The sequence below is a fragment of the Mesorhizobium sp. ISC25 genome, from assembly GCF_042295465.1.
Taxonomy (GTDB): Bacteria; Pseudomonadota; Alphaproteobacteria; order Rhizobiales; family Rhizobiaceae; genus Mesorhizobium.
In genome coordinates this window covers 3,062,663-3,075,148 of sequence record NZ_CP135441.1, presented here as the reverse complement: position 1 = coordinate 3,075,148, position 12,486 = coordinate 3,062,663, and the positions used below count along the sequence as shown (strand labels likewise).

Annotated in this window: 11 protein-coding genes; 7 read left to right on the top strand and 4 right to left on the bottom strand. The window is 62.0% G+C overall.

Annotated features, from left to right (window positions below; all coding sequences use genetic code 11):
* The first annotated feature begins 63 nt into the window (after positions 1–63).
* The 5 genes from RQ479_RS15395 (at position 64) to RQ479_RS15375 (ending at position 4,859) form a co-directional block, all read left to right on the top strand.
* On the top strand, positions 64–1,038 hold the full coding sequence (locus RQ479_RS15395; protein ID WP_376705723.1) for a nitrate ABC transporter substrate-binding protein: 975 nt from the start codon (positions 64–66) through the stop codon (positions 1,036–1,038).
* 72 nt (positions 1,039–1,110) lie between these two features.
* Complete coding sequence (locus RQ479_RS15390) at positions 1,111–1,941, top strand: ABC transporter substrate-binding protein (RefSeq protein ID WP_376705951.1); 831 nt, start codon at positions 1,111–1,113, stop codon at positions 1,939–1,941.
* An 8-nt stretch (positions 1,942–1,949) separates the two neighbouring features.
* Positions 1,950–2,870 (top strand): amino acid ABC transporter permease, encoded by a 921-nt coding sequence (locus RQ479_RS15385; RefSeq protein ID WP_292653887.1) that lies wholly within the window; start codon positions 1,950–1,952, stop codon positions 2,868–2,870.
* A complete protein-coding gene (locus tag RQ479_RS15380; protein WP_376705722.1) occupies positions 2,857–3,630 on the top strand; it encodes an amino acid ABC transporter ATP-binding protein in 774 nt (257 codons plus the stop codon). The genes RQ479_RS15385 and RQ479_RS15380 overlap by 14 nt, the downstream gene beginning before the upstream one ends.
* Before the next feature lie 47 nt (positions 3,631–3,677).
* Complete coding sequence (locus RQ479_RS15375; RefSeq protein ID WP_376705721.1) at positions 3,678–4,859, top strand: M20 aminoacylase family protein; 1,182 nt, start codon at positions 3,678–3,680, stop codon at positions 4,857–4,859.
* Between the two features lie 123 nt (positions 4,860–4,982).
* On the opposite strand, the gene RQ479_RS15370 is transcribed toward RQ479_RS15375, so the two are convergent.
* From RQ479_RS15370 to RQ479_RS15355, 4 genes are all read right to left on the bottom strand, one after another.
* Positions 4,983–6,548 (bottom strand): hypothetical protein, encoded by a 1,566-nt coding sequence (locus RQ479_RS15370; protein ID WP_376705720.1) that lies wholly within the window; start codon positions 6,546–6,548, stop codon positions 4,983–4,985.
* A 160-nt stretch (positions 6,549–6,708) separates the two neighbouring features.
* The gene (locus tag RQ479_RS15365) at positions 6,709–8,691 is read right to left on the bottom strand and encodes an ABC transporter permease (RefSeq protein ID WP_376705719.1); all 1,983 of its coding nucleotides are present in this window, start codon (positions 8,689–8,691) and stop codon (positions 6,709–6,711) included.
* A complete protein-coding gene (locus RQ479_RS15360) occupies positions 8,688–9,764 on the bottom strand; it encodes a glycine betaine/L-proline ABC transporter ATP-binding protein (RefSeq protein ID WP_376705718.1) in 1,077 nt (358 codons plus the stop codon). Before RQ479_RS15360 ends, RQ479_RS15365 begins: the two co-directional genes overlap by 4 nt.
* A 74-nt stretch (positions 9,765–9,838) precedes the next feature.
* Positions 9,839–10,813 (bottom strand): ABC transporter substrate-binding protein, encoded by a 975-nt coding sequence (locus tag RQ479_RS15355; protein WP_376705717.1) that lies wholly within the window; start codon positions 10,811–10,813, stop codon positions 9,839–9,841.
* A gap of 403 nt (positions 10,814–11,216) precedes the next feature.
* On the opposite strand from RQ479_RS15355, the gene RQ479_RS15350 reads away from it, so the two are divergent.
* Positions 11,217–11,345 (top strand): hypothetical protein, encoded by a 129-nt coding sequence (locus RQ479_RS15350; RefSeq protein ID WP_376705716.1) that lies wholly within the window; start codon positions 11,217–11,219, stop codon positions 11,343–11,345.
* A gap of 33 nt (positions 11,346–11,378) precedes the next feature.
* On the top strand, positions 11,379–12,455 hold the full coding sequence (locus tag RQ479_RS15345) for a D-alanine--D-alanine ligase family protein (RefSeq protein ID WP_376705715.1): 1,077 nt from the start codon (positions 11,379–11,381) through the stop codon (positions 12,453–12,455).
* The last annotated feature ends 31 nt before the right edge of the window (positions 12,456–12,486 follow it).

Below are 12,486 nucleotides of genomic sequence, written 5' to 3'. Positions count from 1 at the left end.
TTGATCGGCAAAAAATAAACATTTACCAATCGCCGGTCAAACGTAGCTTTGAAGTTCATGCCGATGCCCGTCTCCATCACTATAGCCACCCGCGATTGGGACTATCTCACCCCTTTGATGCTGGGTGACGTCACGTCGAGCCGCCTGTCGGTGAAGGTTGACCGCGTCGCTACGCTGATCGCGGATCTCGGCACCGATCCGAACTACGATGCGGCGGAGGTCTCATTCAGCCGTTATGTGTCGGCCATGGCTTCGGGCCGGGATACGGTGGTTGGACTACCGTGCTTCATCATGCGCGGCTTTCGCCATCGCTGCATCATAACGGTCGAGACCAGCCCGCTGGAGCGGCTCGCCGACCTTGCCGGCAAACGCATCGGCGTGACCGGCTGGCGCGATTCCGGCAACACATGGACGCGCGCGGCGCTTCGTCGGGAAGGTGTCGGCGTCGAGGACGCCTACTGGTTTGCCGGCAGGCTGACAGCCGAGCACCCGGTCGCCGACCGCCTCGACGGATTCGGCATGCCGGGTCGTATCGAAGCGGCACCGGGCGAACGCCCGATGATGGAACTGCTGGCACAAGGAGAGCTCGACGCCGTTTTCACGCCCTTCATGCCGGACGGCTTTTTCGGCCCGGCTTCCGGCTTCCGGCAAGTGCTGCGCGATTTTCGCGCGGCTGAACGCGCCTATTTTGCCGAGGTCGGTTATGTCCCGGGCATGCATCTGGTCGCCGTCAAGGCCGCAATAGCCAGGGAGCACCCCTGGCTGCCGCAGGAACTCGCCAGGCTGATCGACGAAAGCCAGCGCGTCTGGACGGCAAAGCGCCGAAAATATGCCGACACCTCGCCCTGGATCCTCGAGGAGCTGCTTCATGCGGGGCGCGACCTGCCTGCCTCCTGGAACGCCAGCGGCCTGCCGGTCAACCGGCGCATGATCGAGGATTTCGTCACCGAGCTACATGCCCAGGGCATTCTGACGGAACCGATTTCCGCCGAAGCCTTGTTTCCTTTCGAGGCCAGGTCGCGGGCCACCGCAGCCTGACAACGTGCAACGAAGAACACGAAGGAGAATGCCATGAGGACAATCAGCTTCATATTCGCCTCGCTCGTCACCATGCTGGCGCAGGCCAGCTTTGCCCAGGATATCCAGAAGCAATCGGTGAACGAAGATTTGCGCGCCGGGCTGCCGGAAGAGATCCGCACGGCGGGAAAGATCACAGCCGTCAACAACGGTTCGTTCCCGCCCTATGAGATCGTCACCGGCACCGAACTGACGGGGGCGACCAAGGATATTTCAGACGCTATCGGCCAGCTGCTCGGGGTCGAGGTCGATCACGCCTCGGTCGCCGGCCTGCCGGCTTTGCTGAGCGGCATCAATGCCGGCCGTTATCAGTTCGCGATGGGGCCTGTCGGCGACTATCCCGACCGGCAGAAATCCAACGACTTCATCGATTGGGTGCGCGAATACGTCGTCTTCGCCGTCGAGAAGGGCAATCCGCAAGCCATTACCTCCCTCGACACCGCTTGCGGCAAGCGCATCGCCGTCATGTCGGGCGGCTCGGCCGAAAAGGTCATCAAGCAGCAGGCGCAGAAATGCACCGAAGGCGGCAAGCCGGCCGTCGAGGTGCAATCTTTCACCGACCAGCCGAGTTCGATACTGGCCGTCCGGTCGAAGCGCTCCGACGCATTCTTCTCCTCGCAGGCGCCGCTGACCTATTTCGTCGAGCAGGCGAAGGGCCAACTGGAACTCGCCGGTGTCGGCCAGGCCAACGGCTTCAAGGACATCTATCAAGGTGCCGTCGTCAAGAAGGGCTCGCCGCTGGGCGGTGTGCTGCTCGACGCGTTCAAGATCCTGATGAAAAACGGCACCTACGCCGCGGTCATGAAGAAGTGGGGCCTCGAGAAGAACATGATCGACGCGCCCGGCATCAACCAGGGCCAGTAGAGGCTGCCATGACCGACGCGACCGCTGCCTACGCGGCCGGACTGCCGCGACGTCCCGACGACGCGCTGCGCGACGTCAAACGAGCCCACCGGCCGTTTCCGCTTGTCCGGCTGGCGCTCTGGGCGTTCACCGTCGCCGTGGCGGCCGGCTTCGCCTATATCGTTGCGGTCAACCCGAATTTCGGCTGGCCGGTGGTCGCCCAGTATTTCTTCGATCCCACGGTCATGCAGGGGCTTTCCGTAACGCTCGGCCTGACGGTCGTGGCGATGATCCTGGGTATCGTGCTCGGCCTGCTGCTCGCCATTGCGCGCATGTCGAAGGACAGGCTGGCATCCTTCCTCTCCGGCCTGTTCATCTGGTTCTTCCGGGGAACGCCGCTGCTGGTGCAACTGATTTTGTGGTACAACCTTTCGACGCTGTTTCCGCGCATTTCCATCGGCTTCGCCAGTTGGAACACCAACGACCTGATCACGCCTTTGACGGCCGCGGTTCTTGGTCTGGCGCTGAACGAGGCCGCCTACATGGCCGAGATCATCCGTGGTGGATTGTTGTCGGTGGACAAGGGGCAGGCCGAAACGGCTGAAGCCTTCGGCATGACCCGCGCCCGGGCTTTACGGCGCATCATCATCCCACAGGCGATGCGGTCGATCGTCCCGCCGACCGGCAATCAGCTGATCAGCATGATCAAGGCGACGTCGCTTGTCAGCGTCATCGCCATGGCCGACCTGCTCTACTCGGTGCAGTCGATCTACAACCGCACCTTCGAAATCATTCCGCTGCTGATGGTTGCAGTGCTCTGGTACCTGCTGATCACCTCGGTTCTCAACGTCGCGCAGGGCGCGATCGAACGCCACTACAGCCGCGGCGACCGCGGCGCCCGCGAGAAGACGGCGACCGCCACCCTGGAGGCTGCCAATGAGCGCGCATGACACGCCCCTGGTTCGGGCGCGCAACGTTCACAAGGCCTTCGGCCCGCTCGATGTGCTGAAGGGCATCGACCTGGACGTCGCGCCTGGCGAGGTGGTGGTCATTCTCGGACCGTCCGGCTCCGGAAAGTCGACCTTCCTGCGATGCATCAATCATCTGGAGGCGATCGACCAAGGGTCGATCGAAGTGGATGGCGAGCAGATCGGTTACCGGTTGCACGACGGCCGCCTCGACAAACTCTCCGACAGGGCGATCGCCGCGCAGCGGCGCAAGATCGGCATGGTGTTCCAGCAGTTCAATCTCTATCCGCACATGACGACCCTGCAGAACGTCATCGAGGCTCCGGTCGGCGTTCATCGGGAGAACCGCAAGGAGGCGATCGGCTACGCCCGCGAACTGCTGACCCGTGTCGGTCTTGCCGACAAGATCGACGCCTATCCGCGCCAGCTTTCAGGCGGCCAGCAGCAGCGCGTCGCCATCGCCCGTGCGCTCGCCGTCCGCCCGAAATTGATGCTCTTCGACGAGCCGACGTCGGCGCTCGATCCGGAGCTGGTCGGCGAGGTGCTCGCCACCATGCGCGATCTCGCCAGGCAGGGCTTGACCATGATCGTGGTCACGCATGAGATCGGCTTCGCCCGCGAAGCGGCGGATCGGGTGGTGTTCATGGACGACGGGAATGTGATCGAGGCCGGGCCTCCGGACGAGGTTCTCGCCAAACCCAGGCACCCGCGCACGCGGGCTTTTTTGAGCCGTTTCATCTAACAGCAAAGCCGGCGCGATTTACCTATTCGGCCGGCAAAGGACCTTCGATGCCAAAGACCTCCAACCAGTTCGCCGATATTTCCGACTTCGCCGACAAGGCGGCCGAGCTTGCGGCGGCTCGCCAGCACCTGCACGCGCATCCCGAGCTTTCATTCCAGGAGCACGAAACGGCAGCATACGTTGCCGAACGCCTCGAAAGCTGGGGCTACGAAGTGACGCGTAATGTCGGCGGGCTCGGCGTCGTCGGCCGCTTGCGCCAGGGCAGCGGCCGCAGCATCGCCATCCGCGCCGACATGGACGCCTTGCCGATCACCGAAGCGACCAATCTCCCTTATGCCAGCCAAGCCAGCGGCAAGATGCACGCCTGCGGCCATGACGGCCACACCACGATGCTGCTCGGCGCGGCCGAATACCTGGCGCGCACGCGGCATTTCAACGGCACGGTGAACCTCATTTTTCAGCCGGCCGAGGAAGCCGGCAAGGGAAGCGGAGCGCAGGCGATGATCGCCGACGGCCTGTTCGAGCGCTTTCCCTGCGATGCGATATTCGGGCTGCACAACCATCCGGGCGCGCCGGCGGGTTCGTTTCTGATGCGCGCCGGGCCGCTGATGGCGGCGAGCGATACTGTCACCATCAAGATCGCCGGGCGTGGCGGCCACGCCTCCCGTCCGCACCTGACGGTCGACCCGATCGTCGCTGCCGCCAACATCGTCATGACCCTGCAGACGGTGGTGTCGCGCAACGTCAACCCGATCGAGACGGCTGTCGTTACGGTCGGCACCATTCGCGGCGGCACGGCCTCCAACGTCATCCCGGAACACGCCGAGATCACGCTGAGCGTTCGCTCTTTCTCGGCCGAGATTCGCGACACGCTCGAGCAGCGTATTCGCAGCATCGCAGCACTTGTGGCGCAGGCGCATGGCGCAACGGTCGAGATCGATTACGAGCGCGGCTACCCGGTGGTGGTCAATTCCGAGAGCGAGACGTCCTTTGCGACAGACGTCGCTGTTGAACTCGTTGGTCAGGACAAGGTGGCCGTCTGCCCGTTGATCCCCGGCAGCGAAGACTTTTCCTATTTCCTCGAGCACAAACCCGGTTGCTTCCTCCGCCTCGGCAACGGCGAGGATTCAGCCATCCTGCACAGCTCGAAATATGATTTCAACGACGGCAATTTGACCGTCGGCGCAGCGCTTTGGGCTCGATTAACCGAGAGATTTCTGGCCGCTTGAGCCATACCTGCGGCTTGGATTGTCGATCGGCCGGTCGAGCAGAATTGGGGCGACCGGCCGCGCGACCATCTTCAACGAACTCTCACCGCATTCCAGCTCCTTCGAACAGGTAAGGTTTCGCTTTCAGACGAACAAAAAGTCACTCGTTGTCAGCGGGCTCGCAAAGTTTGCGAGAGTAACTTGATCGACTCCCGCGGTAATAATGGTGTCGGTTCCACTTTGCGCAATTGTGAGATCATCGAACGATTGCACGCCCTCCACGCCGCTAAAGACGATAGTGTCGCCTTGGGTCTGGCTGAAGTCGTAGATGGTGTTTTGGGTTCCGACCGTCATTGAACCATCATCCTTGAATATGAATTGGTCTGCGCCGCCCTGAGCCAACTCGCTCAGTTGTCCATCCCCCCACATGTCATTGATGACCGTGCAGCCGGGTGCCGCGCTCCCAGCGTACAGGGTATCATTTCCACCTTTCGCCGAACCGGACATTTGTAGAGCGTCGCCGCACAGGAAGTTACGGACCTGGCCGCTTTCGTTGTTGTGGCCCCCGGTAAGAATGTCGTTGCCGCCCTGGGCGGAGCCGGACATAGCGCGCGCGTCGCCGTACAACTCGTTTAGAACATCAGGAAAGGCGCTCTTGTCGCCGCCGGTCAGGGTGTCATTGCCGCCCATAGCGTTGCCGAGCATCGTCACGGCGTCGCCATACCCCACATTATGGGCGGTGCCTTGCAGCACGGCCACGTCATCGCCCCCAAGCGCATGGTCGAGCATACTGCCGCCGGCGTCCCCGTAGAACGTTACCTGGGACCCACCCACGCTCGTGAAGGTATCGTTGCCGCCCGTCGCAAAATCGGAAAGATCGCCGCCAGCATCGCCATAGAGAGTTTTGCCCCCGAGATCCCCAAACGTGTCTGTGTAATAGTCGTCGCCGCCCAGAGCATGGCCAGACATGTTGCCGCCAGCGTCGCCGAAGAAAGTGTTGGCGGAAAAGGAGCGGCCCGTAAAGGTATCGTTGCCACCCCTACTGTCGTCCGACATGTCGCCGCCGGCATCGCCGTAGAAAGTGTTGAATGAATCGCTCTTGCCCGTGAAGCTATCGTCGCCGCCCTGCGCATTGCCGGACATGTTGCTGCCGGCGTCACCGTAGAAAATGTTATTGGCTTCTGTCGAGCCCTCGAAGGTGTCGTTGCCGCCCTTGCTGCGATCGGACATCTCGCCGCCTGCATCACCGTAGAAGGTGTGGTCGGCTCCTTGTTTGGTTTGGGTCAGGAAAGTGTCGTCACCCCCCTGAGCATGGCCGAGCATGTTGCCGCCGGCGTCACCATAGAAGGTATCGACTACCTGCCTTGCCAATCCACTGTTGAAGGTATCGTTGCCGCCCTTGCTGTGGTCCGACATATCGTCGCCCGCGTCACCATAGGCAGTGGTCGTGGTGGACGAAAGCCCCGTGGTGAAGGTGTCGTCACCGCCCCGAGCAAAATTGAACAAGCTCCGAGCCGCGTCACCGTAGAAGGTGTAGGTCGGCGCTCCGGTTTCCGTAAAGGTATCGTTGCCGCCTCTCGAGAAATCGAGCAGGCTGCCGCCAGCATCGCCGATTAAGATGTTTGTATTTGGATCGCCTGCGAGGGTGTCATCGGTGCCGCGTTGATGATCTCTTAGATCACCGGAAGTAAAGGGAACACGTTTAGACATTGTTCGCTCTCCTGTTGAGCCTGCCCGTCCCATGACAGCCGTACGATGTGAGGCAAGAGCGAGCAATAATCCCGAAGGGCTATGTCGTTAGGCGTAGGGATCGGTAACTCGTCACCGGGGCGCCATTAGCGGCAGCTTCCTGAGGCCGTCCTATTCCCGGCTATCCCAGCCTCGCTCTCGCCTTGGCCGTCCAGGCGTTGAACAGCCGGTCGGCGACGATGCCGATGAAGGCGATGGCCAGGCCGGCGACGATGCCGCGGCCGGAATCGGCCTTGGACAGGGCGATGAACACCTCCTGGCCGAGATCGCGCGTGCCGACCATGGCGCAGATGATGATCATCGCCAGCGCCATCAGGATGGTCTGGTTGACGCCGAGCATGATCTCCGGCAACGCCAGCGGCAGCTGCACGCGAAAGAAGGTCTGGCGCTTGGTGCAGCCGGAAACCTTCGCCGCCTCGATCAGCGCCGGCGGCACCTGCCGGATACCGTGATTGGTGTAGCGGATGGCCGGCACCACGGCGAAGGCGACGGTCGCGATCATCGCGGTGACGTCGCCGACTCTGAATAGCATCACCACCGGAATGATGAAGCAGAACGACGGCAGCACCTGCAGCGTGTCGATGACCGGCGTGACGATCTTTTCGAAGCGGTCGCCGCGCGATGCCATCAGCCCGATCGGAATGCCGATCAGGCAAGCGACAAAGGCCGAGATGCCGCACAGGTAGACCGTCGCCATGGTCTTTTCCCAAAGGCCGGTGACGGCGCAGAACGCTGTCAATGCCGCGACCAGGGCGGCGAGGCGCAAGCCGCCGAGCTGGTATCCGGCAAGGCCGAGCAGGAATACCGCGCCCAGCCACGGAAAGCCCTCGCAGAAGGCGCGCACCGGGTTCAGCACATTGAGGATCAGCGCCACGCGGAACGCCTCGATCGTGTCGAAGAAGTTGATGGTGATCCAGTTCACCGCCGCCTTCCACAAAGGCGCGGTGGTGAAGGTGATCGCTTTCGGCACCGCGGCGAAGGCCGGCACGAACAGGCCGAGCAGTGTGGTGACGGCGAGGATGGCGACGGCCAGCGTCAGGTTGGGATAGCGCCGCCAGAAGCTGGTGCCGGGCTGATGGCGGACATTGCCCTTGGCGTGATTGTGGGCGATCGCCTGGCTCAGCCGGTCGAGTGCAATTGCCAGTGCGACGATGGCGAGGCCAGCTTCCATGGCCTCGCCGACCTTGAGCGCGCGCAACGCCAAAAGCACATCATAGCCGAGCCCACCGGCGCCGATCATCGAGGCGATGATCACCATATTGAGCGCCAGCATGATGACCTGGTTGACGCCGACCATCAATGTCGGCCGCGCCGACGGCAGCAGCACCCGCCACAGTTTCTGCCGTGCCGTGCAGCCGGCCATCTCGCTGAAATCGTCGATCTCCGACGGCACCCGCGACAGGCCCAGCATCGTCGCCCGCACCATCGGCGGCGTCGCGAAAATTGCCGTAGCGATCATTGCCGAGACCGGGCTGTTGCCGAACAAAAGCAGCATCGGGATCAGATAGGCGAAGGTCGGGATCGTCTGCATCAGATCGAGGGCAGGGGAGATCAACAGCCTCTCCACCCAAGGCTTGCGCCATGCCCAGATGCCGGCGAACAGCCCGGTGACAATGCAAAACGGTACGGCGATCGAGATCAAGCCCAGCGTCAGCATGGCGCTGGTCCACTGCCCGAACAGCGCGGTGTAGAGAAAACAGCCGCCGACCAGCGCACCCAGCTTCCAGCCGCCGGCGGCGCGGCCGGCAAGGTAGGCGGCAGCGCAGACGCCGACCCAGGACAGGCGCGGCAAGACGATCATATCCCCGCCATGGCCGATCTTGAAATTCTTGGCCAGAAGACCGAGCGCGAAATCGAGCGGCACGCCGAGCACCGCGGTGATCGAGCGGGTCAGCCAGGAGAAGTTCGACTTCACCCAGTTCATGAGCGCACTGACCCAGTCAGCGACAGGAACGGTCGAGTCGGTCGGGTAATTGACCGCCCAGGGCAGGCTTTCCTGCAACAGGAAGACAATAAGCACGGCGGCGAGCGCGCAGGCCCAGATCGCCAGCCAGGTTTGAACCGGCCGGGGCCTCGCTGCGCTGGCGCTTGCCGTGACCGTCATGTGCCGGCCCCACGACGCTCGATGCCTGCCAGAAGATCGATCACCGCCTGCGGCGTGACTTCGCCGATCGGCTTGCCGGTGCCGTTGACCACCGCAAAGGGCTTGCCGGCAGAGACTATGTCTGCCGAGAAGCTGGCAATCTTGGCATCCGGCGCCACCTTGCCGCCATGTTCGGCGCCGTCGCAGGCGCGCATCAGGCTTTTGGCCGAGATCACCTTGGCGCGATCGACGTCGCGGGTGAATTCGGCGACGTAGTCGGTCGCCGGGTTGACCACCAGCTCTTCCGGCGTGCCGATCTGGATGACCTCGCCGTCCTTCATGATGGCGATCCGGTCGGCCAGCCGGATGGCCTCGTCGAAATCATGGGTGATGAAGACGATGGTCTTGTGCAGCATGGTCTGCAGCCGCATCAGCTCGTCCTGCATCTCACGGCGGATAAGCGGATCGAGGGCCGAGAACGGCTCGTCGAGGAACCAGATTTCCGGCTTCGTGGCGAGGCTGCGGGCGATGCCGACACGCTGCTGCTGGCCGCCGGAAAGCTCGCGCGGATAGAAATGCTCGCGACCGCGCAAGCCGACCAGCTCGATCACTTCCCGCGCGCGCGCCTCGCGCGTCGGCCGGTCCTGCCCCTGGATGCCCAAGGGAAAGGCAATGTTCTCCAATACGTTGAGATGCGGCAGCAAGGCAAAATTCTGGAACACCATGCCCATACGGTGGCGTCGCAGCTCGATCAGCGCGGCATCGGAAATCTTGAGCAGGTCCTTGCCCTCGAACTCGACCTTGCCGTGGGTCGGCTCGATCAGCCGCGACATGCAGCGCACCAGCGTCGATTTGCCGGACCCCGAAAGTCCCATGATGATGAAGATCTCGCCCTGACGGATTTCGAGATCGACGGCGCGCACCGCGCCAACCAGTCCGGCAGCGGCGATGTCCGCCAGGCTGGCCTTGCCGTCACGCCGGCGGATGAAATTGGCCGCGTCCGCCCCGAACAGCTTCCAGACATTGCGGCAGGCAAGCTTTATCGGGCGGGCATCGTTGCCCGATTTCGCCGCCTGTTCAATCGTATCGGTCATGCGATCGTCCTTCTGGAGCACGGGATCGAGACCCGGCCACGAATGGCCGGGTCGTCGGATTTCCAGTCAGACGGTCACTCGGCCCAGGCTTTCCAGTCGGCTTCGTGGGCGGCGATCCAGGCGGCGGCGACGTCTTCCGGCGTCTTGCCTTCGAGATCGATCTCGCCGCTCATCTTGTTGAGCTCGTCGGTGTCGACCGTGTAGTTTTTCGCGACCTTGTAGGCGACAGGCCATTTGTCCTTCATGCCGGCCCAGGAATATTTCCAGATCTCGCCATGCGGCTTGCCGCAGTCATATTTCGCGTTGGGGTTCACACCCCATTTCGGGTCGGTGTAGCACTCTGTAGTATAGTCGGGGAATTCGACCCATTCGCCCTTGTATTTGGCCGGCGCCCAATGCGGCGAATAGATCCACAGCATGATCGGCGCCTTGCGCTGATAGGCCGAGTCCAGTTCGGCGAACATCGCCGCATCGGTGCCGGCATGGATGACGGTGAAGGGCAGTTTCAGCGCCTCGACGCGTTCGTCGTCAAAACCTTCCCATGTCACAGGTCCGCCGAGATAGCGCCCCTTCGGTGTGGTTTCGGCCGTCGAAAAGGCCTCGGCGCATTTCGGATCTTTCAGCGCCTCCCAGTTCGGCAGGCCGGGGCATTTCTCTTTCATATATTCGGGAAACCACCATTCTTCCTTGGCCTTGGGTCCGAGCTTGCCGAGGCGTTCGGTCTGGCCCGTCGCGTCCGAGGCCTTCATCGCCTCGCCGGCCGTCGTGTCCCAGAATTCCAGGCCGACATCGATGTCGCCATTGGTCAGGCCGGTGGTCAGGCTGGAGAGATAGTCGGCGGTCGGGTACTCGACGGTATAGCCGAGCTTTTCGAGGATGCCGCCGAGGATCTTGGCGTTCAGATTGACGCTGGTCCAGTCGAACAGCGCGATCTTGATCGGGTCGTTGGATTCCGGCGGCGCCGCATAGGCCGAAGGTATCAGTGCACTTGCGGCGGCAAGTGTTAAGGCTCCCATTGAGAAATTTGAAATCATGCTCCGAAGTGACATGCTTGTTCTCCTGTCAAGCTCTGGTGGACGTTATCGTTAGTTCCCTTCTTGCGTCTTTTTTTGATTGTGTTGGAAAAGCTGGTCGTTGCGCAAGGCCGTAGGCGCCACAATGCTGCCGAAGCGGATGCCGGCGCAAAACGGGGTGGTGCCCAAATTGGTGAAGATGCGGCGCGGGGACCGGCCGCGTCATGACTGCCGAAGGATTGCTGCCGAAGCAGTCATCCGCGGATCGATCGCCGGTCTTGAGGTGCAAACCATCAAAGTCCCATGATCTCGGCTGTTGGCTCGGCAACTCGCCCAGAGCCACTTTCATGAGATGAAATTATATATACCAACGTTCATGTCGCGCAACGATTAACGCCGGTGCCAATTTCACGGCCTGTCTTTTTGCATGGACCCGTAGATGGGTTTGAAAAAAGCCAAGGTTGCCAGTCATCCCGTATGCGAGCCGCGAGGACAGGGTACCGATACAATGCAGCAGACCAAAGCTCCTTACTTCTTCGCCAACCGCGGTATCGCCGTCGGCTTCTGACCTTTTCAACACCAGATCATATCCGAGGCTTTCATGACCTCTTCCTTGAACAGACTGCGTATTGCCGTGCTCTTTGGCGGACGTTCCGCCGAGCATGACGTTTCGGTGCTTTCAGCAACCAATGTCACGCGTGCGCTGCTGTCCGCCAAATACGATGCCGTCCCAATCTTCGTCACGCGCGAAGGACAGTGGCTGCTGAGCAGCTTCCAGGATGGTACGCTCGCAAAACCTGCGGGCGGCACGGAAGTTTGCCTGGTTCCGGGTGGGCGCGGACGGATGATGGCGATCCCGGCCGACGGCATGCCCTATGATCTGCCTAAGATCGACATCCTGTTTCCCGTCCTGCACGGCCCCCATGGCGAAGACGGCTCGGTACAGGGGGTGGCCGAGGTGGCTCTGGTGCCGCTCGTCGGCTGCGGCATCCTTGGTTCAGCAACCGCGCTGGACAAGGATATCGCCAAGCGGCTCCTGAAAGCGGCGGGGCTGCCAATCGCGCGCTCAGTGACGATTCATGAAGGAGCGGCGCCCGCCCTCGCTACACTGGAAAGCGAACTCGGCCTGCCGTTCTTCATCAAACCGGCGCGTCAGGGATCGTCTGTAGGCGTCAGAAAGGTCAATGCCAGCCAGGAATTCGATGGAGCGCTTGCTGAAGCCTTCCAGCACGATTGCAAGCTCTTGGCCGAGGAATTCGTTCGTGGGCGCGAGATCGAATATAGCGTGCTGGAGGACCCGGCAGGCGACCTGTTCGTCTCGCGGCCGGGCGAGATTGTGCCGGCGGAAAGCCACCGTTTCTACAGCTACGATGCCAAATACATCGACGAGAACGGCGCGGTGCTGAAAGTGCCGGCCGAACTGCCGCCGGAGGTCGAGGCAAGCATGCGGGATGTAGCCGCAAGGGCTTTCAGAGCCGTCGGCTGTGATGGGATGGCGCGCATCGACTTCTTCCTGACACCGGACATGCAATTCCTGGTTAATGAAATCAACACCATCCCCGGCTTCACCGATATCAGCATGTATTCCAAGGCAATGGCGGCAAGCGGCGTCAGCTATTCCGAAATCATCGACCGGCTCGTGGAACATGGATTGGCACGGGCCGGCCGAGCAGCCTGAATGCAGTGAAGGGCTTTCAGATCCCGGCGGA

What these genes read in the sequence shown, in the direction of transcription:
- RQ479_RS15365 (WP_376705719.1), bottom strand. Translation starts at nt 8,691, where the DNA reads ATGACGGTCACGGCAAGCGCCAGCGCAGCGAGGCCCCGGCCGGTTCAA.
- RQ479_RS15380 (WP_376705722.1), top strand. Translation starts at nt 2,857, where the DNA reads ATGAGCGCGCATGACACGCCCCTGGTTCGGGCGCGCAACGTTCACAAG.
- RQ479_RS15350 (WP_376705716.1), top strand. Translation starts at nt 11,217, where the DNA reads ATGGGTTTGAAAAAAGCCAAGGTTGCCAGTCATCCCGTATGCGAGCCG.
- RQ479_RS15370 (WP_376705720.1), bottom strand. Translation starts at nt 6,548, where the DNA reads ATGTCTAAACGTGTTCCCTTTACTTCCGGTGATCTAAGAGATCATCAA.
- RQ479_RS15395 (WP_376705723.1), top strand. Translation starts at nt 64, where the DNA reads ATGCCCGTCTCCATCACTATAGCCACCCGCGATTGGGACTATCTCACC.
- RQ479_RS15375 (WP_376705721.1), top strand. Translation starts at nt 3,678, where the DNA reads ATGCCAAAGACCTCCAACCAGTTCGCCGATATTTCCGACTTCGCCGAC.
- RQ479_RS15385 (WP_292653887.1), top strand. Translation starts at nt 1,950, where the DNA reads ATGACCGACGCGACCGCTGCCTACGCGGCCGGACTGCCGCGACGTCCC.
- RQ479_RS15345 (WP_376705715.1), top strand. Translation starts at nt 11,379, where the DNA reads ATGACCTCTTCCTTGAACAGACTGCGTATTGCCGTGCTCTTTGGCGGA.
- RQ479_RS15390 (WP_376705951.1), top strand. Translation starts at nt 1,111, where the DNA reads ATGCTGGCGCAGGCCAGCTTTGCCCAGGATATCCAGAAGCAATCGGTG.
- RQ479_RS15355 (WP_376705717.1), bottom strand. Translation starts at nt 10,813, where the DNA reads ATGTCACTTCGGAGCATGATTTCAAATTTCTCAATGGGAGCCTTAACA.
- RQ479_RS15360 (WP_376705718.1), bottom strand. Translation starts at nt 9,764, where the DNA reads ATGACCGATACGATTGAACAGGCGGCGAAATCGGGCAACGATGCCCGC.